The organism is Actinokineospora sp. PR83 (assembly GCF_021056305.1).
GTDB classification, from domain to species: domain Bacteria; phylum Actinomycetota; class Actinomycetes; order Mycobacteriales; family Pseudonocardiaceae; genus Actinokineospora; species Actinokineospora spheciospongiae.
The window spans coordinates 1-25,861 of the sequence record NZ_JAJCXD010000046.1; the positions used below are offsets into that span (position 1 = coordinate 1).

The following is a 25,861-nucleotide window of genomic DNA, read 5'->3' on the forward strand; positions in this document are numbered from 1 at the left end:
TGAACCCGCCGCGCCCGCGGGCGCCGACGACCACGAGTTCCGCGTCGAGGGCCTGGTCGAGCAGCAGCCGGGTCGGGGAGGTGCGCATCACCACCTGCTCGACCGGGACGTCCGGGTGCTTGGCCCGCCACGGCGCCACTTCCCCGGCGACCAGGTCGCGGGCGCGGCGGGCCAGTGGACCCCAGTCGTAGGAGGCGTAGTCGGCGGCGTACGCGGCGTCGAGGAAGGTGTCGCTCCAGCAGTGCGCGGCGGCCACGGTGGCCCCGGTCGCGGTCGCGTGCTCGAAGGCGAACCGCAGGACCGCCTCGTCGCCGGGGCCGCCGTCGAGTCCGGCGAGGACCCGCCCGGTCCGCGGGGTCGGGACACCGCCGCGGACCACGACGACCGGGCAGTGCGCGTGGGCGACCATGGCGACCGCGGTGGAGCCGAGCAGCAGCGCCGCCACGCCGCCGAGGCCGCGCGACCCGAGCACCAGGAGCGCGGCGTCGGCGCTGGCGTCCCGCAGCACTTCGACCGGGTCCCCAGCGCGCACCGCGTGCGAGACCACCAGCCCGGGCTCCGCCTCGGCGGCGGCGCGCGCGGCTGCCCCGACGGTCCGGGCGGCCTCGGCGCGCAGCCGCCCGAGCAGTTCGCGGCCCGCGTCGGTGCTCTCGGAGAACCCCATCACCGGCCACGAGTAGACGGTGATGACCCGCAGCGGTGCGGCGGTTCGCGCGGCTTCCCCGGCGGCCCACCGCACCGCGGCGGTCGCGGACTCGGACCCGTCCACCGCGACGAGGACGGGCAACGGTGCGGAACTGGTCATCGTGGTCTCCCGGACGGAGGCGGAATGGGTTGCCACCACGATCGCCCCCGCGGTACCGGGCACGACAGCACCGTGCGGCACCGACGGGCAGGGACCATCGTCCCGACAGCTCAGCAGCCGAGGACCTCGCGCCGCTCGCGGTACTCCTCCGGGTCCATCTCGCCGCGGGCGTAGCGCTCGTCGAGCAGGCGGCGCCGTCCACGCGCCCGGAGTACACCGGACACCTGGTGCGGCTGGCCATTACCTCGGTGTCGGTCGACCCGGGTTCGGTCCCCGGTGTGCGCGCGGCCGTCGGCGCGGCAGAGCGGCGCGTGCTGCTCGACGCCGCCCTGCGGCGGTGACCGGGCGGGGGGCCGGGGCCGGACATGCCCGCGGTCCCCGCCCCGGTCAGTCCACGACCGGGCAGCGGGCGTCGCGGGCGCAGTGGGCGGCGACGAACCCGGCGCCGCCGTCGCGGCCCAGCACGATCAGCTCCGCTTCCCGCGCGGCGCGCACCAGGGCCGCGGCGGTCGGGCCGGTCAGCTCGCGGTGGGCCAGGTCGACGTGCGGGTGGGCGGCCGCGGCGGCCTCCAGGGTCCGCAGGACCCCCTCGGCCCAGGGGAACGGCGGGCCGCTGCGCCACACCGTCACCGCCCGCACCGGTCGGTGTGTCCGCTCGGCCTCGGTCATGGCCCACGCCAGCGCCGCGGCGCCCGCGCGGGTGGTGTCCAGGCCCACCACATACCCCGTCACACCCATGTCCGTCCCTCCGTCGACCTCACCCGCACCTGTCCGCGGTGGGGGCCTGCGGACAGGTGCGCGGGACCGCCCCACGCGGGACATTGGTCCCGAGCGGACAGCGCGCATCGGCCCGCGGGCGGGCAGCGCCGGACCCCGGCACCAACCAAGGCCTGGGGGCTGATCGGCGGCTAGGGTGGGCGCACCGCTGCACCACCTGTGGGAGCAGGCCCCGACCATGTGGTTCACGGGACGCGGCAGGCGGGCAGTCAGCGTGACAGCCGCACCAGCGCCAGTCCGCTGACGACGGCCGCGGTGGTGGCCATCAGCGCCCCGCCCGCGATGCCGATGGCCACCGCCTGCCAAGTCTGCTGGCCCTCGTGCCACAGCGGGGTGGCGAAGCACAGGAACACCGCCATGCCCGCCACCCAGGCGACCGCGGTCACCCACACCCAGTGCGCGGCCCAGCGGACCCGGCCGCGCAGCAACGGGAACTGGGCCAGTCCCAGCGACAGCAGCAGCGGGAGGCCGACGACCGCGGCCCCCCACGGCGCGTCCAGTGTGGACGGCAGCATGCCCAGCAGGTACGCGAGCGCCGTCCCCGCGGCCGTGTGCGCGGTCCAGCGGACCCGCGGCAACCCGGGCACCACCCGGCGCAGGACTCGCGCCTGCCCCCAGCCCAGGAGCGCCCCCTCCGCCGCACCGGCGGCCACCAACCCGGGCAGCGCCACGGCAGTGGGGGCGTCGGCGGTCACCGCGCCGACGAGAACGGGGACGGTGAACCCGACGAGTTCGGCGACGGTGACGGTGGTGATCCAGGCGCGCAGCAGTGGTGCGGTGCGGGCGGGAGCGGTCATGGCTCTCCTCGGACACGGGTGAGGTGGGCACCCGGGGGCGCCCACCTCATGTGCTTCACAGGGGGTTCAGCCCACCCCGGCCTCGGCGTCGAGGCGGGTCCGGGCGCGGTTGGCGGTCAGGGGGATGAGGAAGGCGACGACGGTGGCCTGCGCGGCGAGGTCGCGGTGGGTCTGCGCCACCACCTCCCGAACCCGGTCCGGGTGGACGCGTCCGGCGAACTGTTCGACGAGGGCGGCGGCGACTCCGGAGAGTTCTTCGGCGACGGCCTCGGGTGCGAGGACCGTCACCGGTCCGGTCCGATCTCCTCGATGTCGCCGTCGGCGCGGCGGAGCACCAGGTGGCCGCGGCCGTCGGCGGCGTCGGCGTAGAACAGGGACTGCTCGCCGGAGACCTCCAGGCGCAGCCGGGCCTGGGTCTCGGTCAGCCCGGGTGCCGGGTACCCGACCCCCCGGACCGGCAGTTCCGGCGGCGCGACCGGTGGTTCGCCCGACACGGCGGACAGCTCGTAGCCGCACGGGGTGCGGCGCAGCAGGCAGTCGGTGCCGGTGGTGTGGGTGAACAGGAGGTGGTCGGCGTCGAGGTCGTCGAGGTGCTCGACGGCGGCGGCGACCGAGACCGGTGCCGCCGCGTAGAGCGAGTGCGCGACCACCCGGTGGCGGCCCGCGGACCCCTGCGGCGGGCGCGGGCCGCGGTGGTCCTGCGGGCGGTGTGCCGAGGCGAGCCTGCGCAGGAGCCGGTGGCGCAGGAGGTCGACCGCGTCGCGCGGGGTGGGGGCGGTCGCGCGGACGTGGAGGCCGCCGTCGACCCCGATGTCCGCGCTGGCGGTGGCGGGTCTGCCCACGGCGGGGTCGGGGTCGAGCGAGACGGTGATCCGGACGTGCCGCGCCACGACGCCGTGGTGGGTCAGGGCGGTGGTGATCCGGTCGGTGGCGTAGTCGCCGATGCCTTCGCCGTGCACGCCGCGCACGACCACCTGCGGGCGGGCGACGTCGGGGGTTGTGGTCATGGTTCTCTCCTTGTCACGGGGTGTGGACGGGGGGCAGGTGGTGCACCCCGATGCGCTTGCGGAAGACCCAGTAGGTCCAGCCCTGGTAGACCAGGACCGCTGGGGTGCCGAACAGCGCGACCCAGCTCATGACCGTGAGCGTGTAGGGGCTCGACGCGGCGCCCGCCACGGTCAGCGAGAACGCCGGGTCCACGGTGGATGGAAGGACGTCGGGGTAGAGCGCGCCGAACAGGGTGACCACGGTCGCGGCGACGGCGACGCCGAGGGCGGCGAACGCCTGGCCCTCGCGGGCGGCGCGCAGCCGCAGCAGCGCGGTCGCCGCCGCACCCACGACCACCAGCAGCGGCACCCACGTCCACAGCGACCCCGACCGCAGTTGCACCAGGACCAGCAGCACCGCCAGCGGTACCAGGGCGATCGGGGCCGTCCGCAGCGCCAGCGCCCTGGCGCGCTCGCGCAGCGGCCCCTCGGTCTTGAGCGCGGTGAACGCCGCACCGTGCACCAGGGCGAACCCGGCGACGGCGACCGCGCCGAGCAGGGTGGGCCACCCCAGGAAGGCGAACGGGCCCCCGACCCGATCCCCCGCCGCGTCCAGCGGCAGGCCCCACACGTTCCACGACAGCACGAGCCCGACACCGAGGGCCGCGACCCAGGAGCAGCCGACGATCACGGTGTCCCAGCCGCGGCGCCAGCGGTCGGTGTCGACCTTGCCGCGGTACTCGAAGGCGACGCCGCGGCCGATGAGGGCGACCAGGAACAGCAGCAGCGCCAGGTAGGCGGAGCTGAACAGGGAGGCGTACCAGCCGGGGAAGGCGGCGAAGGTGGCCCCGCCCGCGACCAGCAGCCACACCTCGTTGCCGTCCCAGACCGGGCCGATCGTGTTGACCATGACCCGGCGCTCGTCCTCGTCGCGGGCCAGCACCGGCAGCAGCATGCCGACCCCGAAGTCGAAGCCCTCCAGGAACAGGTAGCCCAGCCACAGCACGGCGATGATCATGAACCAGAGCGTTGCGAGATCCATCGTGGTCTCCGGGGTCAGTAGGCGAACGCGAGCTTGTCGTCGCCGGACTTCTCCTCCGGCGGCGACGGCGGGGGCATGACCCCCTCCACACCCGCCCTGGCGTAGCGGGTGATCAGGAACAACTCCACGACGGCCAGGACGCCGTAGACCAGGGTGAGCACGATGAGCGAGGTGAGCACCTCACCCGCGGAGAGCCCGGAGACCCCTTGGGCGGTGAACATCCACGCGCCTTCCGCGCCGGAGGGGTTGGGGGCGACGATGAACGGCTGGCGGCCCATCTCGGTGAAGATCCAGCCGAAGCTGTTGGCCAGGAACGGGGTGGCGATCGCGGCGAGCCCGAGCAGCGGGAACCACCGCCCGCGCGGCACCCGGCCGCGGCGGGTCAGCCACAGCGCCCCGGCGGCGCCGAGCACGGCGAGCACGCCGAACCCGATCATCAGCCGGAAGCCCCAGTAGGTGACCGGCAGGTCGGGCACGTAGTCGATCGGCTTGCCGGAGAACTCCCCCAGCCGCTCGTCGACCGGGTAGTTGGTCCCGTACTTCGCCCGGTACTCCCCCACCAACTGGTCGACGCCCTTGACCTGGGAGTCGAAGTCGTTGGTGGCCAGGAACGACAGCAGGGCCGGGATGGTGATCGACTTGACGTCGGCGCAGTCCGGCCGGGACACGTCGCCGACGGCGAACACGGAGAACGCGGCGGGTTCCTCGGTGGTGCACAGCGCCTCGGCGGCGGCCATCTTCATCGGCTGCTGCTCGAACATCAGCTTGCCCTGCACGTCGCCGGTGATCGCCAGCACGGCGAAGGCGGCGACGCCGACCCAGCCGCCGAGCCTGAGCGAGGCACGCCACACCGCGCGGTCACCGGCGTCGGAACCCGCGTCGCGGTGCTTGCGCCACAGGTGCCAGGCGGCGATGCCGACCAGGAACGACCCGGCGACGGCGAAGGCACCCGCGACCGTGTGCGGCACCGTGGCCAGCGCGGTGCTGTTGGTCAGCACCGCCCAGATGGAGGTCAGCTTCGGTCGCCCGTCGACCAGCTCGACGCCCACCGGGTGCTGCATCCAGGAGTTGGCGGCCAGGATGAACCAGGCCGAGGCCATGGACGCGAGCGAGAACGCCCACGCGCACGCCAGGTGCACCTTCTTCGGCAACCGGTCCCAGCCGAAGATCCACAGCCCCAGGAACGTGGACTCGACGAAGAACGCGACCAGCCCCTCCATCGCCAGCGGCGCCCCGAACACGTCGCCGACGAACCGGGAGTACTCGCTCCAGGACATGCCGAACTGGAACTCCTGCACGATGCCGGTGACCACGCCCATGGCGAAGTTGACCAGCAGCAGCTTGCCCCAGAACTTGGTCATCCGCAGGTACTTCACCTCCGAGGTGCGCACCCACGCGGTCTGCATCCCCGCCACCAGCAGGGCGAGACCGATGGTCAGCGGCACCATCAGGAAGTGGTAGACGGTGGTGATGCCGAACTGCCACCGCGCCAGGTCCACAACGTTCATGCTTCGACTCTCCTTCGACGCGGACCGGGTGGGGAGGTCCCGAGGTCGGCTCGCGGGCGGGACCTCCGACCCGATCCGCCGAGGACCATCAGTGGTGCGGCCGCACCACGGCGACCGGGCAGCACGCGCTGTGCAGCAGCGCGCGACTCGTCGAGCCCAGGCCCAGGCCCGCGTAGTCGTGGTGCCCGCGGCTGCCGACGACCAGCAGCGCCGCGTCCTGGGCCACGTCCAGCAGCGCCCGGACCGGGCGGTCGCGGCGCACGACCCGGCGCACCTCGACGTCGGGGTACTTCTCCTGCCAACCGGCCATCCGCTCGTCGAGCAGGTGCGCCTCCTCGGCCGCCACCACGTCCCAGTCCACGATCAGCGGCAGCGTCATCCACATGCCGGAGAACGCCACGTCGCTCCAGGTGTGCACCGCGACGAGCACGGCACCGCGCAGCGACGCCTCCTCGAACGCGACCGCGACGGCGGCCTCGCTCGCCGGGGTGCCGTCCACCCCGACCACGACCGGACCGTCCCACCGCGGCGGCCCGCCCAGGGCGGGGCTGCGGACGACGACGACCGGGCAGGTGGCGTGGTCGGACACCGCCGAGGACACCGATCCCAGCAGCAGGTCGCGGAACCCGCCGAGGCCGCGGCTGCCGGTCACCAGCATCCGCGCCCCGGCCGCGGCGTCGAGGAGCACCTCGGCGGGCTGCCCGACCCGCAGGTCCTGTTCGGTCTCCAGCCCCGGGCACACGTGCACCGCGAACGCCACGGCTTCGCGCAGGAACTGCCTGCCGCGGTCGATCAGCAGGTCGAGGCTGTCCGAGGCGACAGCGGTGGAGCGGTGGTGGCGCAACGGGGGCGTCGCACAGGCGTGCACCAGCCGCAGCGGCAGTCCGTGGCGGACGGCGTCCTCGGCGGCCCAGCGCACCGCGTCCAGGGCGGGCGCCGACCCGTCGACACCCACCACGACACGGGGTCGGCCCGAGCGCTCCTCGGTGGTCATCAGACGGTCTCCTTCGGGTGCGGTGTGGGGGCGGGTGGGTGCAGGAGGTCGGCGAAGGACCTGCGCGGGCTGTGTTCGGGGACCTCGGTCGGCATTCCCACGCGCAGCAGCGCCTGCGGGTACCCGGCGAGGTCGAGGCGCTCGATGAGGCCCGCGCGGACCTCGGGCAGGTGCAGCGGCTGGGTGATGACGGAGGCGCCGAGCCCGGCGGCGGTGGCGGCGAGCCAGACCTGTTCGAGTGCCATGCCCGCGTGCAGGTGGTCGCTGCGCCCGTCGCCGACGGTGATCACCAGCAGGTGGGTCTCGGTGGCCAGCCGCTCGGCGAGGACGTGCTCGTCGGGCACCGCGGTGTCACCGGTGACCAGCCCGGTCCAGGGCAGCGTCCCGCGCCCGCCGCGCTCCAGCAGCCCGTCGCCGTCGCCGTGCGCGGTCCACGCCGCGAGTTCGCGCTGGTAGGCGCGGTCGTGGCGGAAGATGAGGGCGGCGTGGTGCAGCACGTGGGCGAGTCCGGTGGTCGCGGTGGGGCTGTGCACGACCTGCACGGCGACGCCGGGCAGGTCGTGCGGGGTGACGAGCCTGCGCACCAGTGCCCCCGGGACCGGTTCGGGCCCGAAGCGGGCGCGGTGGCTGGCGCGGTCGCGGATGGCCCGGTAGGCGCTCAGGTCGTTGTCGTCAGGGGCCAGCGGGACGTCCGCGCACACCCTGCCGATCTCGTTCGGCCTACCCGAGTCGGGGAATTGCTGCCAGTGCTCGGACCAGCCGAGCCTGCGCACCGCGAGCCGCAGGTTGGTCAGCGCCGCGCCGCAGGAGATCAGCCGGTCGCGGCCGAGCAGGTCGTGGCGGGGCAGGGAGATGTCGGTGCGTTCGAGGATCGACGCTTCCCGACCGCGCAGCTCCAGCCGCCAGGGCTGGGTGTTGTGCACCGACGGGGCCCGGCTCACCGCGGCGGCGAGCACCGCGGTCTCGGACTGGTTCCACTCGCTCATCGGGTCCTCCCGGACACCGCCACGCCGAGGTCGGACAGGACAGTGACGGTCAAGGCGCGCACCAGTTCCGGTGCGGGTGGGGCGACCGGGTGCGCGTCGGGGGCGGGGGATGTCTCAGCGCCTGCCGCGGACTTCCCCTCGACGGTGGTCTTCCCCTCGACGGCGGTGAGGCCGAGCACGTCGAGCAGGAGCCACAGGTCAGCGGCGTCTTCGGCGGCCGAGGCGGCGCACCGCACCGCGCGGCGGCGGTCCGCGGCGCTCACAGCAGCGGCCCGGGGGTGAGCGCGGCGGGCGCGGTGCCTGCCATGACGGCGGGGACCACCACCACCGGGCAGCGGGCGTGGCGCACGCAGTAGGCGCTGACCGAGCCGAGCAACGCCGACAGCACGCGGGACATCCCGTGGCTGCCCACGACGAGCATCGCCGCGGTTTCCGACTCCTCGACGAGGGCCTGCCCGACCGGTCCGCGGAGCACCCGGTGGCGCAGGGGCACCCCCGGGTGGTCGTGGCCGACGTCGGACACGTGCTGCGCGAGGCGCTTGTCCTCCGGCTCGTCGGATCGCCGCACGGTGACCGCGTGCAGCCGCTGGTGCGTGCGTGCCGCTTCCCGGATCGCCCACTGCAGGGCCGCCTCCGCGGTCGGTGAGCCGCCGACCCCAACGACGATGATCCCGGGCCTGGTCTGGTCGTTCACGGGTGGACCTCCTGGTCGGTGGTGGTGTCCGGCCGGACGACCGCGACCGGGCAGGCGCAGTGGTGGATGAGCGCGTGGCTGGTGGAGCCCAGCAGCAGCCCGGCGAGGTTGCCCCGGCCGCGGGAGCCGACGACGACGAGCCCGGCGTGGTGCGAGCGCTCCAGCAGCAGCGCGGCGGGCCAGCCCCTGCTGACCACCTTCTCGACGGTCACCGCGGGGTACTTGTCCCGCCACGGCGCCACCGCCGTCGACACCACGTGCTCGGCGTACTCGGCGACCGGTGTCCAGTCCATGGGCGGGTACGCGCCCAGGCGCAGGCCGTCCACGGCGAAGTCGCCCCAGGCGTGGGCGACGGTGAGCACGCCGCCGGTCGCCGCGGCGTGGGCGAAGGCGAAGCCGAGGACGGCTTCGTCGGCCGCGCTGCCGTCGACGCCCGCGACCACGCGCCGGTCCTCGTCGCGCTCGTCGCCGCGCACGACGACGACCGGGTGGGTGGCGTGCGCGGCGAGCCCGACCGCGACGGAGCCGAGCAGCAGCCCGGAGAAGCCGCCGAGGCCGCGGGAACCCAGCACCGTGAGCACCGCGTCCGCGGCCGCCGCGCGGAGCCGGGGGACGACGTCGCCTTCGAGGACCTCGGTGCTCACCGGCACCTCCGGCGCGGTCTCGGCGGCGACGGCCTGCGCGGCGCGGAGGATCTCCCGGGACTGGGTGCGCAGCCCGTCGTGCAACTGCCCGGCGGCCACGAGCGCCTCGGGGTAGCCGGTGACGGGCCAGGGGTGGACGGTGACCACGCGCAGCGCGCAGTGGCGGCGCCCCGCTTCGCGGGCGGCCCAGCGCAGCGCCCTGGTCGAGGACTCCGAGCCGTCGACGGCGGCGAGCATTGTCGCGGTGTGGATCGTCATGGCGAACCTTCCTTGACTGTCTGTTGTGTACTGATCAGGTGTTGGTGAGGCCGCGCAGTGCGTCGACGGCGGTGAGGATCCCGGTGAGCTTGTCCTGGTCGGTGACCAGGAGGACGTCGGTGTGCTCGGCCAGCATCAGCGCCGCGGCGTCGGTGAGCGTGCGGTCGACGTCGATCGCCGGGACCCCGTCGCGGATGACGGCGCGGACGGGATCGGTGTCGTCGGAGGCCCAGGCGTGCCAGAGCAGGTCCGCCTCGTACAACGTGCCCAGGCAGCGGCCATCGGCGATGACCGGCAGGTGGGCGACGCCGCGCACGGCCATGAGCCGCAGGGCGACGGACACGGTGGCGTCGGGGACGATGCCGACCACCAGCGGGGACATGGCCGTCCGCACGGTCGTCTCGGTGCCGATCACGCAGGCACCCCCGTCCGGGAGGTGGCGGTCCGGATCTGGCGGACCATCTCCAGGTCTTCGCGGGCGGGCACGACCAGCAGGGCCGCCTCCGGTCCGCACTCGACCACCCGCTCCCCCGTCGGCGGCTCGGAGGGCAGGCCGAGGTGGCCCAGGTCCCGCAGCACGTCGCGGCACAGCCCAGGCTGGTGCTCGGCCACCCCGCCGGTCAGGACGAGGGCGTCGAGGCCGTCCAGGCTGACCCGCGCGGCGGCGATCTCGCGGGCGATGCGGTGGGTGTACAGGTCCAGTGCTTCCGCGGCGTAGACGCTGCGGGCGGCTCGGGCCCCCAGGAGGGTGCGCACATCGCCGTCGGTGCCCGAGAGCCCGGCGAGCCCGGACTGGTGCACCAGGACCCGCCGCAGGCCGGGGATGTCGAAGTCCCCCGTGGACAGCAGGTGCAGCACCACGGCCGGGTCGAGCGAACCGCTGCGGGTGGTGCCCGGCAGCCCTTCCAGCGGGCTGAACCCCATGGTGGTGTCGACCGACCGGCCACGGTCCACCGCGGTCACCGAGACACCGGAGCCGATGTGGGCCACCACCAAGCGCAGTTCCCCGACCGGCCTGCCGAGCAGTTCGGCGGCCCGGCGGACCGCGTGGGCGACCGACAGGCCGTGGAAGCCGTGCCTGCGGATGCCGTGCCGCTCGGCCAGGCCCCTGGGCAGGGCGCACAGCCGGGCGCGGGCGGGCAGGCCGAGGTGGAAGGAGGTGTCGTAGCAGCCGTGCACGGGTGTGCCCGCCAGCAGGGCGACGGTGTCGCGGGCCAGGCGCAGCGCGATCGGCTGGTGCAGCGGGGCGAGCGGGACGTACCGGGCCAGGTCGTCGAGCTCGGTGGTGGTGAGCGGCGTCGGGCCGGGGCGGTCGCCGCCGTGCACGATCCGCACGGCGGCGGCGTCGGGGTGGGCGTGGCGGGCGAATCCGATGAGCGGGTCGCTCTCGCCGAGCCAGCCGTCCACGGTGTGCTCCTCGACGACCCGGTCGTCCTCGATCACGGCGAGCTTCAGGCTGCTGGACCCGGGGTTGACGGTCAGGTACCTGGTCATCGCCGCCACCCCCAGTCGCTGACCTCGGGCAGGTCCAACCCGGTCCGGCGGACGTGGGCGTCGTGCTCTGCGAGCTTGCCGATCAAGTGCTGGCGCAGGTGCCCGATGCGGTCACCCAGGCGCGGCACCCGTTCCAGGGCGGCGAGCGCGAGGTGGAACCGGTCCAGTTCGTTGAGCACGCACATGTCGAACGGGGTGGTCGTGGTGCCGCGGTCGTGGAAGCCGTGCACGTGCAGGTTGTCGTGGCCGGGGCGGTCGTAGGTGAGCTGGTGGATCAGCCACGGGTAGCCGTGGAAGGCGAAGATCACCGGTTTGTCGGTGAAGACCTCGGCGTAGACGTCGTCGGGTATGCCGTGCGGGTGGTGCCCGGGGCTGAACAGCCTGGCCAGGTCCACCACGTTGACCACCCGGACCCGCAGGTCGGGCACCAGCCCGAGGAGCACGTCCACCGCGGCCAGGGTCTCCATGGTGGGCACGTCCCCGGCGCAGGCCAGGACCACGTCGGTGTCGCCGTCGCCGTCGGTGCTCGCCCACTCCCACACGCCCAGGCCCTGGGCGCAGTGCGCGGCGGCCTCGTCGGCGGTGAGGTACTGCGGCGCGGGCTGCTTGCCCGCGACGATCACGTTGACCAGCCCGCGGGTGCGCAGGCAGTGGTCGGTGACCGACAGCAGGCAGTTCGCGTCCGGGGGCAGGTACACGCGGGACACCTCGGGCCGCTTGGCCAGCACGTGGTCGATGAACCCGGGGTCCTGGTGGGAGGCGCCGTTGTGGTCCTGGCGCCACACGTGCGAGGTGAGCAGGTAGTTCAGGCTCGGCACCGGCCGCCGCCACGGGACGGTCGCCGCGGTGTGCAGCCATTTGGCGTGCTGGGCGACCATCGAGTCGACCACGTGCGCGAACGCCTCGTAGGTCGACAGCAGCCCGTGGCGGCCGGTGAGCAGGTAGCCCTCCAGCCAGCCCTGGCACAGGTGCTCGGAGAGGACCTCGAAGACCCGGCCGGTCGGCGACAGGTGCTCGTCGCCGTCGTGGGTGGGCAGCAGCCACCGGCGGCCGGTCACCTCGAACACGGCGTCGAGCCGGTTGGAGGCGTGTTCGTCGGGGGCGAAGCAGAGCAGGTTGCGGTGCTCGGCGTTGAGGGCCATCGCGTCGCGCAGGTAGCCGCCGAGGACCCGGGTGGCCTCGGCGACCACCGCGCCGGGAGCCGCGACGGTGACCGCGTGCGCGGCGGGGTCCGGCAGCCGCAGGTCGAGCTGGACCTGGCCGTGGGCGATGGGGTTCGCGCTCATCCGCAGCTCGGGCCGGGGCGCCCAGCAGCCCACCAGCGGCGTCGGCGAGCCGTCGGTCTCGAACAGCTCCTCCGGGCGGTAGGAACGCAGCCACGCCTCCAGTTGCGCGAGCCGGTGCGGGTCCTCGCGGACACCGGTCAGCGGCACCTGGTGCGACCGCCACGTGCCCTCCACCGGCACACCGTCCACAGCGGACGGGCCGGTCCAGCCCTTGGGGGTGCGCAGCACGATCATCGGCCGCGGCCTGCCATCGGGGTGCGCGCGCAGGTCGGCGAGGTCGGCCACGCAGTTGTCGAGGGCGGCGGCGTAGGCGCGGTGCACCTGGGCGGGGTCGTCCCCGGTCACCTCGATCGGCCGCCACCCGAACCCGCGCAGCACCGCGTGCAGCTCGTCGGCGCCCATCCTGGCGAACAGCGTCGGGTTGGCGATCTTGTAGCCGTTGAGGTGCAACACCGGCAGCACCGCGCCGTCGGTCACCGGGTTGAGGAACCGCGGGGCGTGCCAACTGGTCGCCAGCGGGCCGGTCTCGGCCTCCCCGTCGCCGATCACGCAGGCCACCAGCAGACCGGGGTTGTCCAGCGCGGCACCGGTGGCGTGGGCGAGGCTGTAGCCCAGCTCGCCGCCCTCGTGGATGGACCCGGGCACGTGCGGGGAAGCGTGGCTGGGCACCCCACCGGGGAAGGAGAACTGCCGGACCAGCTCGCGCATCCCCGCGGTGTCCTGGGCGACCTCGGGGTGGCACTCGGAGTAGGTGCCCTCCAGCCAGGAGGCGGCGGTGAGCGCGGCGGCGCCGTGCCCGGGGCCGACGACGAGCATCGCGCGCAGCCCGTGGGCCATGATCGCCCGGTTGAGGTGGGCATAGGTCAGGGTGATGCCGGGGACGGTGCCCCAGTGGCCCAGCAGCCGCGGCTTGACGTGCTCGGGCAGCAGTGGTCGGTCCAGCAGGGGGTTGTCGAGCAGGTAGATCTGCGCGGCGGCGAGGTAGTTCGCCGCCCGCCACCAGGCGTCGACCCTGCTCAGGGTGGCGTCCGCCGGGGCGGCGGGGGCGGTGCTCACGCTCATCGGTGCTCCTCAACTCGGTGGCACACAGATCGTCTGCCACGGCGGCGGGCACCCGGCAGCGCCGCGGGACCCGACCGGGCGGGGACCAAAGGTCCTCGCCCGCGATGCGCAAGGGCACTGCCCACCGAGCGCCGGATCGCGGACCGTGGGGCCATGACGGGAAGACCGGCGATCGAGACCTCGGGTCTCGGCAAGGACTACGGCCGCAGGCGCGCGGTGTCCGTCGTGGACCTGCGGGTCGCGGCGGGCGAGGTGTTCGGCCTGCTCGGCCCCAACGGCGCGGGCAAGACCACGATCCTGCGGGTGCTCATGGACCTGATCCGGCCGACAGCCGGTCGGGCACGGCTGCTCGGCCTCGACGCCCGCCGCGACTCGGTGGCCGTGCGGTCGAAGGTCGGCTACCTGCCCGCCGACTTCGCCGTGTACCCGGAGCTAACCGGGCACGAGGTACTGCGGCTGTGCGCCGGGCTGCGCGGGCACCCGGACCTGGCCACCGCGCACGACCTGGCGCACCGGCTGGAACTGGAGCTGGACCGGCCGTGGGGCGAGCTGTCGCGCGGCAACCGGCAGAAGCTGGGCCTGGTGCAGGCGTTCCTGCACGACCCGGAACTGGTGCTGCTCGACGAACCCTCCAGCGGCTTCGACCCGCTCGCGCAGCGGGTGCTGCACGACTGGCTGCGCGCCTACGCCGACCGCGGCGGGGCGGTGCTGCTGTCCTCGCACGCCCTGTCGGAGGTCGAGCGCACCGCCGACCGGATCGGGGTGCTGCTCGACGGGCGGCTCGAACTCGTCGGCCGGGTCGACGAGCTGACCGGGGCGGCGCTGCGCGAAGTGGAGTTCAGCTTCGCCACCCCGGTCCCCGCCGCGGTGTTCGAGGACCTGCCCGGCGTGCGCGAGGTGACCGCGACCGGGGCGACCGTGCGCTGCCGGTTCACCGGCCCGGTCGCGGAGCTGCTGCGGGTGGCCGCGGACCACGACCCGCGGTCGGTCACCGGTCACGAGCCTGACCTGGAGGACGCGTTCGTCGACTACGTGGAGAGGCACCGGACCCATGCGCACTGAGCTGACCCGACTCCCAGCCCTGCTGCGGCTGGCCCTGCGCCGGACGCGGGCCAACACCGCGGCGTGGACGCTCGGGGTGTTCCTGCTGTCGGCGCTGCAACTGTCGGCCTACCCGGCAGTGCGCGCGGTCGCCGCCGACCTGGTGCGGCTGATGGACAACTACCCGCCCGCGCTGCGCACGCTGTTCGACATCGGCGGCGACTTCGCCACCGGCCCGGGCTACCTGCGGGCCGAGCTGTTCAGCCTGACCGTACCGCTGATGCTCATCGGCCTGGCGGTGTCGCAGGCCTCTGCGGCCACCGCGGTCGACGAGCGCGGCGGAACCCTGGAGTTCCTGCTGGCCAACCCCATCTCGCGCACCGCGCTGCTGGCCGCCAAGGGACTCGCGGTGCTGCTGAACCTGCTGCTGTGCGCCGCAGTCCTCGCGGTCACCGTCCTCACCGGGTCCCTGCTGGCCGACCTGGACGTCGGCGTCGGCGGCGTGCTGGGCGCGGTCGCGGTCAGCACGCTGATCGCCGCGGTGTTCGGCGCGGTGGCCCTGGCCGTCGGCGCGGCCACCGGCAGGCGCGGCGCGGCCACCGCGGTCGGCACCGGCCTGGCGCTGCTGACCTTCCTCGTCTCCTCCCTCGGCGAACGGGTCGGCTGGCTGCACCCGTGGCGGGTCCTGTCCCCGTTCACCGCCGCCCCGGGAGCGGCGCTGACCGACGGGTTCCCGGTGCTCGGGGCCGTCCTCATCGCCACCGCCTCGGTCGCGGCCACCGTGGCCGCCGCCGTGGTCTTCGCCCGCCGCGACCTGCACACCTGATCCGAACCGGAGGAAGACATGTCCCACCACGACAACACCATCGTCGTCGGCTTCGACGGCTCGCCCGCCGGCGTGGCCGCGCTGCGCTGGGCCGTCGCGCAGTCGCGGCGGTACGCCGGTGCCCGCGTCACCGCCGTGCACGTGCACGCGCCGGAGGCCGCGTTCGTGCCCGCCATGTCGATGGGCATCCAGCCCCACGGCGCGCCCCACCCCGACCACGACGCCGCCGCGCTGGCCCGCCTCGTCGACGAGGTGTCCACCGAGACCGTCGCCCACGGCCAGGTCGACCTGGCCGAGGTCCCCGGCCGTTCCGGCCGCGTCCTGGCCGAGGCCGCGCGGGACACGCTGCTGGTCGTCATCGGCGCCCACCACACGGCTCCGCGCCTGGCCGACGGGGTCGGGGCCTTCGCCGCCGAGGTCGTGCGGCACGCCCACTGCCCGGTCGCGATCATCCCCGCCGACCGGGCCTGAGAACACCCGCTGAGAGGACCACCGATGGACCCCAAGACCGTGCGCGACGCCCTGGCCCTGGCCTGCCGGGCCCCGTCGGTGCACAACACGCAACCCTGGCGGTGGCTGGTCGGCGAGCACTCGGTGCACCTGATGGCCGACCGCACCCGGGCCCTGCCCGCCACCGACCCCGACGGCCGGGACCTGCTGCTCAGCTGCGGTGCCGCCCTGCACCACCTGCGGACCGCACTCGCCGGGCTCGGCCTGGCGGCCAGGGTGCACCTGCTGCCCAACCCCGCCGACGCCGACCACCTCGCCGCCGTCGAGACCCACCACCGGGCCCCGGAGGACTCCGACATCGCCCTGGCCGCCGCCCTGACCCGCCGCCGCACCGACCGGCGCCGGTACTCCTCCTGGCCGGTGCCCGATGAACACCTGGACCTGCTGGTCGAGCGCGCCGGCGCCGAGGGCGCCCTGCTGGTCCCGGTCACCGACCCGTTCGACCGGCAGGCCCTGACCACGGGGGCGGCCCAGGCGGCGGCGGTCCAGGAACACGACCCCGCCTACCGCGGGGAGATGCAGGTTGGGCGCGGTCGGTGAGGTAGTCGTCGAGGGCGGCGCCGGTGGGCGGGTGATGGCAATCTTGACCTTGCGGTTGCCCTTGCCGGTGATCTCCAGGCTCCGGTGCCCGCGGTCGTGGCCGAGGTCGGCGATGTTCGCGGCGGCGAGTTCGTCGACGCGCAGGGCGTTATGCACCAGCAGCCGCACCACCACCCGGGTGCGCAGCCGCTGCGGCCCGGTGTCGACGTCCGCGGCGGCGACCAGGGCGCGGGCCTCCTCCCGGGACAGGCCGACGGTGACGGTGTGGTCCGGGTCCACGGTCGGGCGCTGCACTCCGACGGTGGGGTTGGCGCCGGCGAGGTCATGGCGAGCGAGGTAGCGGCAGAACGAGCTGATCCCGGACAACCGGCGCCGGGTCGTCGCCGGCGCGTCGGAGCTGACGTGGCCCGCGGTGTCGGACTCCGAGGACATGGCATGTACTTGGACATGCGCGGGACGCCGGACCGAATCCGGCTGGGGCTGATGGCGGACACGGTCGTGATCGCGCGCTCGGAGATCGAGACGCTGCTGCGCGCCCGAACGCGTCCTGACGGAGTTCGCGACCGCCGACCTCTCGCTGGACCGGGTCGACGAGCTGCTGCTTCAGGGCGAGGCAGCGAAGTAGGCCACCCGCACACCCACCGTCTCCGGCGCGGGCGAGCCCGAGGCCTTATCGTCGAGCACCCCGTACTGGACGGTCCACGCGCCCGCGGTCTTGTCGATCGTTGGGGCGTCTCCGGCCTGCGGGGCAAGCACGACGTTGTCTTGGCCCGAGCAGGCGTACGCGCCGACGAGGTCGTCCGAGCGGCCAGGCCAGGAGCCGCCGTTGCGGATGCGGCACTTGTCGCCATTGTCCAGGTCGATGGCCCAGGGGGCTGGATCCTCGGCTGGTCCGACGGGGAACAACGGGGTGGTGGAGCGGTGCCTGCGGAGGGTCTTTTCCCTTGGATCCCAGGCGCACAGGGCGGTGTAGCGGTCGGGCTGGGCCCAGCAGACATCGACCGAGGCAGCGCCCGGCGAGCAGGTAACGATGTTCTTCCCGACAGAGGCGGGCGAGGGGTAGGAGGCCCCGTTCACGCTGCAATCGATCTCGTCCGGCTCGTCGGTGACCGTGTAGCCCGGGGCCGGGTTGCCCGCTTCGTCCACGGGGGTCACGTTGCGCACGGTGGTCTTGGGCGCGCGGCCCGCTATGTCGTCGTTGACGATGCCGGTGGCCTCGTTGGTCAGCTGGATCGAGCGCATGAGGTTGCCGTGGAAGCAGGCGCCCATCGCCGAGGTCACGGGCTGCGCGACGTCGTTGCGGGAGATGACGCGCATGGCCAGGCCGATAGCGTCCGTCGCCCCGCGGACCGGGCTGAGCTGATAGCTGCACGACGCCTTGGTCACCGCGTCCGCGCCCTGGGTGGCCGAGTCGGTCATGACGACCAGGTCGCCCATCGGCACGTTGTCGGTCTCCCAGGGCAGGGCGAACCACCCGATCTTGGGCACGGTGAAGGCCGTGTCCCCGGCCAGCGCGTGCACCCGCACCTTGTCCGGGAACGGCTTGAGCGCCTTGAGCTGCGAAGACCCGGACCGCAGCGCCCGCCCCGCCGCCGAGTCGGCGGCGCGCACCTGGGCGGGGAGGATGTCGCAGGGCGTGCCCGTGTCGAGGTTTGAGGTGGCCGCCGTCCCGCAGGCGGCCAGTAGCATCCGCAGCACCGCGCCCTGCTTGGTGACGCCGGCACCGGTTACGACCGCATTGGCGAGCATGGCGACGAGCGAGCCGGTGTTGGGGGTACCGAAGGTGACCACGGAACTCACCTTGTCGGCCCGGCCCGGCTCTTGTCCCAGCGCGTGACGGGTGGCCAACCCGCCCATGGAGTGCGCGACGACGATGACCTTCTCGCCACTGGCCTCGTGGAGGCAGTCGATGGCCGCGCCGAGCGCAGGCCCGATCTGCGCGTCGTCGACCCAGTTGGCCGACCGCTGGTGGTAGTCGAAGGTGAACACGGCGGCGCCGGGGTTGCGCTGGAACTGGCCGACGAGCGAGCGAGCGGCCTGCACGGTCCCGAGCTGGTTGGTGGTCAGATCGATCTTGTGCGAGAAGGCGCCCTCCCGCTTGTCGTCATGGGTGGACTTCCCGGTCCACCCATGCACGACGACGACGGGGACGTACTTGCCGCGCGAGTCGGGGGTGATCCGCACGGTGGTTCCGTCTGGGTTCTTGTCGTCATTGAGGGCGGGGGCGAGCTGCACCCCGGGACACTTGTATGCAACGGGGTCACCGCCCTGGGCATGGGCGTTTGGCGCCGCGACACACGCGGCGGCGGCGAGCGCGAGGACCATGAGCCGCTTCACGGCGCCCCCTCTACGGGAGCGGTGGCGAGCACCTTCCACCCGTCGTCCTCGAGAACCATGACGGCCGCATAGACCTGCGGTGAGCCTCCCGGCGGCGTGAGGGTCACGGCGATGACGCCACCCCCGGCCCCGTCAGGCTCCCAGGAGCCCTCGTCGACCTTGATGTCCGTCCCAGGAGGCACGCCCTGACCAGCCCGCCCGGCGACCTCCTCGGCGCTGTTGGTGGCGACAAGCGATGCTGGGTCGGTCTTGAGCCGCTGGAGCGCTGCGGCGATCTCACCCGACTCGCTCTCTGGCTCAGCCACTGCTACCGGACTCCCCCCGACTGGAGCCGCCTCACCCCGGTTGAGCACGAAGAACGCCCCCACCCCAAGACCCACCAAGACCAACGCGACCACGATCACCCGCTTCACAGCCCCCACGTCGCGCGAAGGGCGGCCCGTGTTACCCACCTGAACACGTGGATGAGCGCGTCCTGTGCAACACCGGTCGAACCATCTCCCCAATCGGACTGGGCTGCTGGCAGTTGGGAGCTGGTGGGGGACGTCAGCGAGTCAGATGGTTTACCGACTTCGACGTGAGCACACCGGTGCAGTGGGGCCAGTTCGGCACCAGGCTCACGTACCAAGTGTGAGTCGTGGGGGCCAGGGCCCACCCTCGGACACTTCTCAGTGGGGAATCCGCACATTTTTGCCTGCTGTACTGAGTGGCACTTCGACACCCGTTCCGGGTTGATCCACCCCGTTCGGGGGTGGTCGTGGTGAGCCCTGACGTGATCCCGCCGCTGGGTCTGCCTCCGAGTCCTGCCCCGTTGTCCCGGCCGGTGCCCGCTGTGGCGGTGTGCGGTGGGGCTGGTTGTGCACACCGCCGATCCCGGCGGTGTGCACAACGTGGTGGGGCTTCGTCGGGTGCGGTTGCCGTCGTCGCGGCGGCGGTTGGTGGTGCGTCGGGGACACCGACTTCCGGAACCCGACCACGCCGGTGGTGGTGAACCTCGTCGCCGCGCTGCGGTCGCTGAAGTTCCGCTACGGCGCCGGCTTCGTGCTGTCGATGGCGCCGGAGACCTTCTTCGTCCGAGTGGCCACCAGTTCTACGGCGGCACCGGCGCCCGGGGACAACCGGACCGGTTCCTACCTACCGGTGATCCACGCGCTGACCGTGCTGCACGTCCAGGACTACAACTCCGGTCCGGTGATGGGACTGGACGGCCGGTACCACATGGTGGGCGGCGCGGACTTCCACATCGCCATGACCGACATGCTCGAAGCCGGGTTCCCCGTCGTCGACACCGGTCAGGTGTTCCCGGGCCTGCGCGAGGACCAGATCGCGTTCGGGGTGGCCGCCGCGGTCAGTGCGGGCAACGGCCACACCGCGCCCGCCGCCGTGCAGCAGGCGCTGAGCTGCCTGACCCGCCACCAGAGCTGCGGGGGCTACGCGTTGCGCGGCGGGGCGTCACCTGCCCTGCGGGGGGCTGATGACGTGGTCGATCAACCGGGACCGCTGGTTCCAGAACGGCCACCGGCCGTTCCTGGACACCCTGCCCTGATCCACCAGCGGCCCGCGGGCCGGGACACCGGGCGTCCTCGTCGGGGCATGGCGAGGGCGCCCGGTCCCGCGCGCTACTCCCAGCGGAAGGTGCGGGCGGCGATGGCGCTGAACACGACCGTGTAGGCCGCCATCAGGCCCAGTTGCAGCGCGGGCGGGAAGTCGCCGCTCCACGAGTCCCGGATGGCCTGCAGGGCCGCGCCCATCGGGGTGGCGGTGCCGATGGCCGACAGCGGGCCGGGCAGCAGCTCGACCGGGGTCCACACGCCCGCGAGGAACAGCAGCGGGAACATCACCGCCAAGCCGATCGCGGTCGCGGACTTGCTGCTCTTGACCACCGCGCCGATCAGCAGGCCCAGCGACAGCACGGTGGTGGTGCTGAGCACGAACGCCAGCACGAAGCCCGCGGGGTTGCCGGGCGGCTTGACGCCGAAGGCGAAGCGGGCGAACACGATCAGCAGCACGACCGCGGCGATGGCCAGCAGCACGTTGACGAGGATCTGGGCGACCAGCAGTAGCGTCGGCGAGACCGGCGAGGCGGCCAGCCTGCGCAGCACGCCGCGCTCGCGGTAGGTGGCCAGGTACACCGGCATGATGCTCAGGCCCAGCACCGCGAGCACCACCAGCACGGTGACACCGGGGATGAACGTGTCGATCACCGCGGCCCCGCCGAAGCCGTCGTAGGGCTGGCGGAAGCCGGGGATGATGCCGAAGATCGTCATCAGGAACAGCGGGAACGCCAGCGTCATCACCGCGGTCGCGGGGTCGCGCAGCATGAGCTTGGTCTCGGTGAAGGTCATCTTGCCCAGGGCGTTCATCGGGCGGCCTCCTCGGTCTGGGTGGGGGCGGGGGCGGCACCGGTCATGGCGAGGAACGCGTCCTCCAACCCGGCCTGGTGCACCTGCAGCCCGGTCGGGACGACGTCGAGGCGGGCCAACGCGGTGGTCAGCACCTGGAGCAGGTCGCCGGAGCCGGTGACGCTGACCGACCCGCCCTTGCGGTCCACGCCCGCGACGCCGGGCAGCGCCAGCAGGGTGTCGTCGCCGACGGGGGCCGACGGGGTGAAGCTGACGCGCTGGTCGCCGCCCGCGCGGGCGACGATCGCGGCCGGGGTGTCCACCGCGGCGACCGCGCCGTCGTGGAAGACCGCCACCCGGTCGCAGAGCCGCTCGGCCTCGTCCATGAAGTGCGTGACGAGCAGGACGGTGACGCCCCGGTCGCGAATGCGCTCGATGAGGTGCCAGGTGTCGCGGCGGGCCTGCGGGTCCAGCCCGGTGGTCAGCTCGTCGAGGATGGCGACCTTGGGGTTGCCGACCAGGGCCAGGGCGATGAACAGCCGCTGCTTCTGCCCGCCGGAGAGCTTGCCGAAGCGGGCGTTGCGCTTCTCGGCCAGGCCCCACTCCTCCAGCAGGGACTTCCAGTCCGCGGGGTGGGCGTGGAAGGAGCTGTAGAGGTCGAGCGCCTCCCAGACCTTCATGTTGTCCGGCAGCGCGCTCTCCTGCAGCTGCACGCCCAGGTCGGCGCGCAGGGCGGCGGGGTGCTCGGCGGGGTTCATGCCCAGGACGCTGATCCGCCCGGCGTCGGCCCGGCGCAGGCCCTCCAGGCACTCGACGGTCGTGGTCTTGCCCGCGCCGTTGCGGCCCAGGATGCCGAAGACCTCGCCCTCCTCGACGGAGAACGTCACGTCGCGCAGCGCGACGTGGTCGCCGTACCGCTTGGCCAGGTGCTCGACTTCGATGATCGGCATCGTCGCGATCCCTCCACTTCCCGCGATCTTGGGGACAAGGTTATTGCCCACCGGCCCGCGGCGACATCCGTGTACGCCCACGACCCGGTGGGCCTTCCCCCACCCCCGATCGGAGCAGCGGGCACGTCCATCAGCAGCTCGACCGAGGCGAACAGGGGTCGTCCGCGCGCGCGGTAGGGGATGCGCAGGGGGATCCGGACCCGTTGCTGTGCGCTAGAAAGCAGCTTTGTCAGGGCGTACCGGCACCACAGTCCGTTGACCGGCGCGCGACAGCGCTCTCAGTGGACGGTGCCACATGCGGATCATCGGGAACGGGTTCTTGGCGCGACACCTGAGCACCCTGGTCGACCGCCACCCCGGCGCCGTCGTGCTGGCGGCGGGGGTGTCGCTGGTGTCCACCGGCGACCACGACGCGGCGTTCGCCAGGGAGCGGGCCCTGGTGGCCGAGACCGCCCGGAGCTGCCGCGAGCGCGGTGAGGTCCTGGTGCTGCTGTCGACGGCCTCGGCCGCGGTGTACGGCACGCCGGGCTGCCTGGGCGAGGAGGGCTGCGCGCACGAGGGCACCACGCCCTACGGCAGGCACAAGCGGGACATGGAGCAGGTGGTGCGCGAGAGCGGCTGCCGGTGGCTGGTGCTGCGCCTGACCCACCTCGTCGGACCGGACCAGCCCGCGCACCAGCTCGTCCCGACCCTCATCCGCGACGCCCGCTCGGGCGTCGTCCGCGTTTTCACCCGCGCCCGCCGCGACCTGATGGACGTGCAGGACTTCCTGGCCGCGCTGGACGCGCTGCTGGCCGCCGGTGTCACCGGCGAGGTCGTCAACGTCGCCTCCGGCGTGTCGGTGCCGGTGCTCGACATCGTCCAGTACGTGACCGGGCTGCTGGGGGTCGTCCCGCAGTTCGACCTCGTCGACCGCCGCAGCGACCACGTGGTGCGGGTGTCCCGGCTGCGCGAGCTGACCGGCAGGTCCGGGCTCGGGGCGCTGGGGTACCAGGACGTGCTCGACCGGTACGTGCCCGTCCTGGACGCCCAGCAGGGCCAGTTCGTCCGCTGAGGACGCCCGGGGCGCTCAGCCCGTCGGGAGCGCCCCCCGCACCACGCGCCACTCGTCGTCGCGCAAGGGCACCTCGCGCAGGGCCGGGCGGGCGCCCGCGCCGGTCATGGCCGCGACGACCTCGGGCCGCCGGAGCGCGGCGAAGGTCGAGTTGACGGTGATGACCTCGGTCATGGCGGCGTTGACCACGGGGTGCCGCAGGGCGAGCGCGCCCACCCAGCGGGAGATGTTCTCCGCCTCCGCCGTGGGAACCAGCGCGGCCCGGTCGACCAGGGTGGTGCGGCAGTCGGGGTAGCGGACGTCCTGGGTGGTGGCCGCGGTCCACGGCGTCTCCACGACCTCTGCGATGGCGCGCTGGGCGCGCGCGGCGAGGCCCGGGGCGTGGCCGTGCTCGCGCAGCGCGCGGGACAGCGCCACCGCGGAGCGGGCGGCCGAGGACATGCCGGTGCCGTAGACGGGGTTGAACGCCACCACGGAGTCCCCGAGGGCGACCAGGCCCTCCGGCCAGCCCTCGCCCCCGCAGTGCAGCCTGCGGTTGGCGGCGCTGCGCGAGGCGCGCGGGGCGGTCAGCGGCTCGGCGGCGCGCATGAGGTGGGCGATCACCGGGTCGCGCAGGGAGGCGGCGTACTCGGCGAAACCCGCCTCGTCGACCGGTGGGGTGGCGCCCCGGGTGCCGGTGAGGCTGATGATCCACCGCCCGTCCTCGACCGGGACGAGACTGGCCGAGCGGCCGGGCTGCCCGCTGCGGTAATCCGCGAAGACGTTGACCACCGGGAAGCCGGTCTCCGCACCGCGTGGGGCGGCGAACACGCGGGTGCTGTAGGCCAGCCCGGAGTCGACCACCTGCTCGGCGGGCTCCGGGGCGCCGAGGGCGGTCAGCCAGTGGCCCAGGCGCGAGGCGCGGCCGGTGCAGTCGACCACGAGGTCGGCGGGCACGACCTCGCCGTCGACGACAACGCCGGTGGTCCGCCCCGCGGTACCCGCCAACCCGTCGACCTCGCCCGCGCGCACGGTCACCCCGGGCAGGGCGATGGCGGCCTCGCGGACGGTCCAGTCGGTCAGGTCGCGGGTGCAGGTGATCATGAACTCGGTGGCCGGGAACCGGTGCTGCCAGCCGTCGGCGGACAGCGTCACCACGTCCTCGGGCACGCCCAAGCGGTGCGCGCCGCGGGCGCGCAGCCGGTCGGTGGTGCCGGGCAGCAGCTCGTCCATCGCGCGGGCGCCGCCGGACATGAGCACGTGCAGGTGCTGGGCCTGCGGCACGCCGCGGCGCGGGCGCGGGCCGTCGGGCAGCGCGTCGCGCTCGACCACGGTGACCCGGTCGGTGTGCCCGGCCAGGGCGGCGGCGGCCAGCGTCCCGGCGAGGCCGCCGCCGAGGACGACAGCGTGCGTCGGGTTCATTCGCTCTCCCTCGCGACGTGGTCGGTGAGCCAGCGCTCCACGGCGGCCGCGACGTGCGCGGCGTGCTCACCGACCATGGTGAAGTGGTTGCCCGGCACGTCGACGCCGGTGTGCTCGAACGGCCAGGAGGTGCGCCAACTGTCGTCGGTCCACTCCCCCAGCGGCTCGGACGCGCGCACCAGCAGCGTGGGCGCGGTCAGCGGCGCGGGCTTCCAGTCCAGGAACCGCTCGTAGTAGGCCGAGGAGGCGGTCAGCCGGGTGTCGTCGACCGGGACGTAGGCCTCCTGCCGGTCGAGCACCCCCTCGACCAGCTCGCCGCGCCACTCGACCATCGGCGCGGCGTTCTCCCAGGAGTAGAGGTCCAGCAGCACCAGCCCGGCGGCCGGCCTGCCGCGGCCCTCCAGGTGCTGGGCCAGCGCGTGCGCGGTGATGGCCCCGGCGGAGTGGCCGACGAGCACGACCGGGCCGTCGACGTGCTCGTCGAGGGTCGCGGCGAGGAAGGCCAGGACGGTGTCGGAGTCGGCCGGGACCAGCTCGCCTGCGACGAAGCCGGGCAGCGGCAGGGCCAACACCTCGCGCACGCCGCGCAGGGACCCCGCCACCCTGGCGAACTCGTGCGCGCCGGAGATCGGGGACAGCCCGGCCACGCAGACCAGGGTGGGCGCGGTGTCGCCCCGGCTCAGCCGCACGGGGGGCTGCGGGGCGAGCCGGTCGAGGTCGGTGGTGCCGGGCCGGAAGGCCGCGATGTCGTTGACCAGCGGCAGGAACTCGTCGAGCTTGCCTGCGGCGACGGCGGCGGAGTACAGCTCGGTGAGCAGCCCGGGGCCCGCGGCGTGGGGCACCCCGGCGGGGCCGCCGTCGAACTCCGCGCGCAGGCGCTCCGCGAGGTCGACCGGGGTGGGGTGGTCGAACAGGACGGTGGCGGGCAGGGCCAGGCCGGTGTCGTCACGCAGGCGGTCGCGCAGGTCCATCGCGGTCAGCGAGTCGAAGCCGGACTCCAGGAAGGACCGGTCGGCCTCGACGTCCTCGGGCCCGGCGTGGCCGAGCGCGGCGGCGGCGTGCGAGCGGACGAGGTCGAGCAGCGCGGCGGCGCGCTCGGCAGCGGGGACGGCGGCCAGCCGCTCGCCGAACCCGCGCGCGGCCCCGGCGTCCTCGGTGTCCACTGTGTCCTGCACGGTGTGCAGCTCGCGGAACAGGGTGGGCGGGCGCAGCGCGGCCCAGGACTCGACCAGGCGCGGCCAGTCGACGTCCGCGACGACCACCGGCTCCTCCCCCGCGCCGACCGCGGCGGCGAGGGCGGCCAGGGCGGTGCCGGCGGGCATCGGGCGCAGGCCGCGCCCGAGGAGCGCGGCGTCGGACTCGGCGTCCACCGAGGGCCAAGGGCCCCAGGCCACGGCCGTGGCGGTCGCGCCGCGGGCGCGCCGGTCGCGGGCCAACTGCTCCAGGCCCGCGCAGACCAGCCCGTGCGCGCCCTGCCCGACCGCGCCCCAGGTGGCGGCGGCGGAGGAGAACAGGACGAACGCGTCG

At 74.0% G+C, this 25,861-nt stretch carries 28 protein-coding genes; 6 read left to right on the forward strand and 22 right to left on the reverse strand.

Translation table 11 applies throughout. The annotated features are described in order from the left end of the window. From L6E12_RS16970 to L6E12_RS17045, 16 genes are all read right to left on the reverse strand, one after another. Positions 1 to 805, reverse strand: an 805-nt coding sequence (locus L6E12_RS16970; protein WP_236228898.1) for a universal stress protein, incomplete at its 3' end; no start/stop codon positions are given. A gap of 110 nt (positions 806 to 915) precedes the next feature. Continuing rightward, positions 916 to 1,029: an SHOCT domain-containing protein gene (locus tag L6E12_RS34785; protein WP_236228899.1), complete on the reverse strand. Its 114-nt coding sequence runs from the start codon at positions 1,027 to 1,029 to the stop codon at positions 916 to 918. A gap of 163 nt (positions 1,030 to 1,192) precedes the next feature. Further along, the gene (locus L6E12_RS16980; protein ID WP_236228900.1) at positions 1,193 to 1,543 is read right to left on the reverse strand and encodes a universal stress protein; all 351 of its coding nucleotides are present in this window, start codon (positions 1,541 to 1,543) and stop codon (positions 1,193 to 1,195) included. A gap of 248 nt (positions 1,544 to 1,791) precedes the next feature. Further along, complete coding sequence (locus tag L6E12_RS16985; RefSeq protein WP_236228901.1) at positions 1,792 to 2,379, reverse strand: hypothetical protein; 588 nt, start codon at positions 2,377 to 2,379, stop codon at positions 1,792 to 1,794. Between the two features lie 66 nt (positions 2,380 to 2,445). Beyond that, entirely contained in the window at positions 2,446 to 2,667 is a 222-nt protein-coding gene (locus tag L6E12_RS16990; protein ID WP_236228902.1) for a three-helix bundle dimerization domain-containing protein, read from the reverse strand. Further along, positions 2,664 to 3,386 carry a hypothetical protein gene (locus tag L6E12_RS16995; protein ID WP_236228903.1) on the reverse strand — a complete coding sequence of 241 codons (723 nt, stop codon included), beginning with the start codon at positions 3,384 to 3,386 and terminating at the stop codon, positions 2,664 to 2,666. The genes L6E12_RS16990 and L6E12_RS16995 overlap by 4 nt, the downstream gene beginning before the upstream one ends. 13 nt (positions 3,387 to 3,399) lie before the next feature. Next, the gene (gene cydB, locus L6E12_RS17000) at positions 3,400 to 4,407 is read right to left on the reverse strand and encodes a cytochrome d ubiquinol oxidase subunit II (RefSeq protein WP_236228904.1); all 1,008 of its coding nucleotides are present in this window, start codon (positions 4,405 to 4,407) and stop codon (positions 3,400 to 3,402) included. 14 nt (positions 4,408 to 4,421) lie between these two features. Beyond that, positions 4,422 to 5,915, reverse strand: coding sequence for a cytochrome ubiquinol oxidase subunit I (locus tag L6E12_RS17005; protein ID WP_236228905.1), 1,494 nt, complete (start codon positions 5,913 to 5,915; stop codon positions 4,422 to 4,424). A gap of 88 nt (positions 5,916 to 6,003) precedes the next feature. After that, a complete protein-coding gene (locus tag L6E12_RS17010) occupies positions 6,004 to 6,909 on the reverse strand; it encodes a universal stress protein (RefSeq protein WP_236228906.1) in 906 nt (301 codons plus the stop codon). Beyond that, a complete protein-coding gene (locus tag L6E12_RS17015) occupies positions 6,909 to 7,895 on the reverse strand; it encodes a nitroreductase family protein (RefSeq protein ID WP_236228907.1) in 987 nt (328 codons plus the stop codon). The genes L6E12_RS17010 and L6E12_RS17015 overlap by 1 nt, the downstream gene beginning before the upstream one ends. Next, complete coding sequence (locus tag L6E12_RS17020) at positions 7,892 to 8,158, reverse strand: hypothetical protein (RefSeq protein ID WP_236228908.1); 267 nt, start codon at positions 8,156 to 8,158, stop codon at positions 7,892 to 7,894. The genes L6E12_RS17015 and L6E12_RS17020 overlap by 4 nt, the downstream gene beginning before the upstream one ends. After that, positions 8,155 to 8,589 carry a universal stress protein gene (locus L6E12_RS17025; protein ID WP_236228909.1) on the reverse strand — a complete coding sequence of 145 codons (435 nt, stop codon included), beginning with the start codon at positions 8,587 to 8,589 and terminating at the stop codon, positions 8,155 to 8,157. Before L6E12_RS17025 ends, L6E12_RS17020 begins: the two co-directional genes overlap by 4 nt. After that, entirely contained in the window at positions 8,586 to 9,491 is a 906-nt protein-coding gene (locus tag L6E12_RS17030) for a universal stress protein (RefSeq protein ID WP_236228910.1), read from the reverse strand. Before L6E12_RS17030 ends, L6E12_RS17025 begins: the two co-directional genes overlap by 4 nt. Positions 9,492 to 9,525: 34 nt before the next feature. Further along, positions 9,526 to 9,906, reverse strand: a complete 381-nt coding sequence (locus tag L6E12_RS17035; protein ID WP_236228911.1) for an HPP family protein — start codon at positions 9,904 to 9,906, stop codon at positions 9,526 to 9,528. Then, positions 9,903 to 10,985, reverse strand: a complete 1,083-nt coding sequence (locus L6E12_RS17040) for an acetate kinase (protein WP_236228912.1) — start codon at positions 10,983 to 10,985, stop codon at positions 9,903 to 9,905. Before L6E12_RS17040 ends, L6E12_RS17035 begins: the two co-directional genes overlap by 4 nt. Continuing rightward, complete coding sequence (locus L6E12_RS17045) at positions 10,982 to 13,333, reverse strand: phosphoketolase (RefSeq protein WP_236228913.1); 2,352 nt, start codon at positions 13,331 to 13,333, stop codon at positions 10,982 to 10,984. The genes L6E12_RS17040 and L6E12_RS17045 overlap by 4 nt, the downstream gene beginning before the upstream one ends. Positions 13,334 to 13,486: 153 nt before the next feature. Between L6E12_RS17045 and L6E12_RS17050 the strand changes: the two genes are divergently transcribed. From L6E12_RS17050 to L6E12_RS17065, 4 genes are read left to right on the forward strand one after another with little or no spacing between them, the layout of a single operon-like run. Continuing rightward, positions 13,487 to 14,395 (forward strand): ABC transporter ATP-binding protein, encoded by a 909-nt coding sequence (locus L6E12_RS17050; RefSeq protein ID WP_236228914.1) that lies wholly within the window; start codon positions 13,487 to 13,489, stop codon positions 14,393 to 14,395. Continuing rightward, positions 14,385 to 15,200 carry an ABC transporter permease subunit gene (locus tag L6E12_RS17055; protein ID WP_236228915.1) on the forward strand — a complete coding sequence of 272 codons (816 nt, stop codon included), beginning with the start codon at positions 14,385 to 14,387 and terminating at the stop codon, positions 15,198 to 15,200. Before L6E12_RS17050 ends, L6E12_RS17055 begins: the two co-directional genes overlap by 11 nt. A gap of 18 nt (positions 15,201 to 15,218) precedes the next feature. Next, a complete protein-coding gene (locus L6E12_RS17060; RefSeq protein ID WP_236228916.1) occupies positions 15,219 to 15,671 on the forward strand; it encodes a universal stress protein in 453 nt (150 codons plus the stop codon). A 24-nt stretch (positions 15,672 to 15,695) separates the two neighbouring features. Continuing rightward, positions 15,696 to 16,250: a hypothetical protein gene (locus L6E12_RS17065; protein ID WP_308074928.1), complete on the forward strand. Its 555-nt coding sequence runs from the start codon at positions 15,696 to 15,698 to the stop codon at positions 16,248 to 16,250. Between the two features lie 603 nt (positions 16,251 to 16,853). Here L6E12_RS17065 and L6E12_RS17070 read toward each other — a convergent pair. Next, positions 16,854 to 18,587: a triacylglycerol lipase gene (locus L6E12_RS17070; RefSeq protein ID WP_236228917.1), complete on the reverse strand. Its 1,734-nt coding sequence runs from the start codon at positions 18,585 to 18,587 to the stop codon at positions 16,854 to 16,856. Further along, a complete protein-coding gene (locus L6E12_RS17075; RefSeq protein ID WP_236228918.1) occupies positions 18,584 to 19,000 on the reverse strand; it encodes a hypothetical protein in 417 nt (138 codons plus the stop codon). The genes L6E12_RS17070 and L6E12_RS17075 overlap by 4 nt, the downstream gene beginning before the upstream one ends. Positions 19,001 to 19,574: 574 nt before the next feature. Here L6E12_RS17075 and L6E12_RS17080 point away from each other — a divergent pair. Continuing rightward, positions 19,575 to 20,258 (forward strand): hypothetical protein, encoded by a 684-nt coding sequence (locus L6E12_RS17080; RefSeq protein WP_308074929.1) that lies wholly within the window; start codon positions 19,575 to 19,577, stop codon positions 20,256 to 20,258. Here L6E12_RS17080 and L6E12_RS17085 read toward each other — a convergent pair. Continuing rightward, entirely contained in the window at positions 20,207 to 20,950 is a 744-nt protein-coding gene (locus tag L6E12_RS17085) for an ABC transporter permease (RefSeq protein ID WP_236228919.1), read from the reverse strand. The genes L6E12_RS17080 and L6E12_RS17085 overlap by 52 nt on opposite strands. Next, a complete protein-coding gene (locus tag L6E12_RS17090; RefSeq protein ID WP_236228920.1) occupies positions 20,947 to 21,879 on the reverse strand; it encodes an ABC transporter ATP-binding protein in 933 nt (310 codons plus the stop codon). Before L6E12_RS17090 ends, L6E12_RS17085 begins: the two co-directional genes overlap by 4 nt. Positions 21,880 to 22,174: 295 nt before the next feature. Here L6E12_RS17090 and L6E12_RS17095 point away from each other — a divergent pair, with 295 nt between their 5' ends. Continuing rightward, complete coding sequence (locus L6E12_RS17095) at positions 22,175 to 22,933, forward strand: NAD(P)-dependent oxidoreductase (protein ID WP_236228921.1); 759 nt, start codon at positions 22,175 to 22,177, stop codon at positions 22,931 to 22,933. Between the two features lie 15 nt (positions 22,934 to 22,948). Here L6E12_RS17095 and L6E12_RS17100 read toward each other — a convergent pair whose 3' ends face one another. Beyond that, positions 22,949 to 24,334 (reverse strand): NAD(P)/FAD-dependent oxidoreductase, encoded by a 1,386-nt coding sequence (locus L6E12_RS17100; RefSeq protein WP_236228922.1) that lies wholly within the window; start codon positions 24,332 to 24,334, stop codon positions 22,949 to 22,951. Beyond that, a partial coding sequence (locus L6E12_RS17105; RefSeq protein WP_236228923.1) for a thioesterase domain-containing protein occupies positions 24,331 to 25,861 on the reverse strand: 1,531 nt, incomplete at its 5' end. The genes L6E12_RS17105 and L6E12_RS17100, both read right to left, overlap by 4 nt.

What these genes read in the sequence shown, in the direction of transcription:
- L6E12_RS16980 (WP_236228900.1), bottom strand. Translation starts at nt 1,543, where the DNA reads ATGGGTGTGACGGGGTATGTGGTGGGCCTGGACACCACCCGCGCGGGC.
- L6E12_RS16985 (WP_236228901.1), bottom strand. Translation starts at nt 2,379, where the DNA reads ATGACCGCTCCCGCCCGCACCGCACCACTGCTGCGCGCCTGGATCACC.
- L6E12_RS16995 (WP_236228903.1), bottom strand. Translation starts at nt 3,386, where the DNA reads ATGACCACAACCCCCGACGTCGCCCGCCCGCAGGTGGTCGTGCGCGGC.
- cydB (WP_236228904.1), bottom strand. Translation starts at nt 4,407, where the DNA reads ATGGATCTCGCAACGCTCTGGTTCATGATCATCGCCGTGCTGTGGCTG.
- L6E12_RS17005 (WP_236228905.1), bottom strand. Translation starts at nt 5,915, where the DNA reads ATGAACGTTGTGGACCTGGCGCGGTGGCAGTTCGGCATCACCACCGTC.
- L6E12_RS17010 (WP_236228906.1), bottom strand. Translation starts at nt 6,909, where the DNA reads ATGACCACCGAGGAGCGCTCGGGCCGACCCCGTGTCGTGGTGGGTGTC.
- L6E12_RS17015 (WP_236228907.1), bottom strand. Translation starts at nt 7,895, where the DNA reads ATGAGCGAGTGGAACCAGTCCGAGACCGCGGTGCTCGCCGCCGCGGTG.
- L6E12_RS17030 (WP_236228910.1), bottom strand. Translation starts at nt 9,491, where the DNA reads ATGACGATCCACACCGCGACAATGCTCGCCGCCGTCGACGGCTCGGAG.
- L6E12_RS17040 (WP_236228912.1), bottom strand. Translation starts at nt 10,985, where the DNA reads ATGACCAGGTACCTGACCGTCAACCCCGGGTCCAGCAGCCTGAAGCTC.
- L6E12_RS17045 (WP_236228913.1), bottom strand. Translation starts at nt 13,333, where the DNA reads ATGAGCGTGAGCACCGCCCCCGCCGCCCCGGCGGACGCCACCCTGAGC.
- L6E12_RS17050 (WP_236228914.1), top strand. Translation starts at nt 13,487, where the DNA reads ATGACGGGAAGACCGGCGATCGAGACCTCGGGTCTCGGCAAGGACTAC.
- L6E12_RS17055 (WP_236228915.1), top strand. Translation starts at nt 14,385, where the DNA reads ATGCGCACTGAGCTGACCCGACTCCCAGCCCTGCTGCGGCTGGCCCTG.
- L6E12_RS17060 (WP_236228916.1), top strand. Translation starts at nt 15,219, where the DNA reads ATGTCCCACCACGACAACACCATCGTCGTCGGCTTCGACGGCTCGCCC.
- L6E12_RS17065 (WP_308074928.1), top strand. Translation starts at nt 15,696, where the DNA reads ATGGACCCCAAGACCGTGCGCGACGCCCTGGCCCTGGCCTGCCGGGCC.
- L6E12_RS17085 (WP_236228919.1), bottom strand. Translation starts at nt 20,950, where the DNA reads ATGAACGCCCTGGGCAAGATGACCTTCACCGAGACCAAGCTCATGCTG.
- L6E12_RS17090 (WP_236228920.1), bottom strand. Translation starts at nt 21,879, where the DNA reads ATGCCGATCATCGAAGTCGAGCACCTGGCCAAGCGGTACGGCGACCAC.
- L6E12_RS17095 (WP_236228921.1), top strand. Translation starts at nt 22,175, where the DNA reads ATGCGGATCATCGGGAACGGGTTCTTGGCGCGACACCTGAGCACCCTG.
- L6E12_RS17100 (WP_236228922.1), bottom strand. Translation starts at nt 24,334, where the DNA reads ATGAACCCGACGCACGCTGTCGTCCTCGGCGGCGGCCTCGCCGGGACG.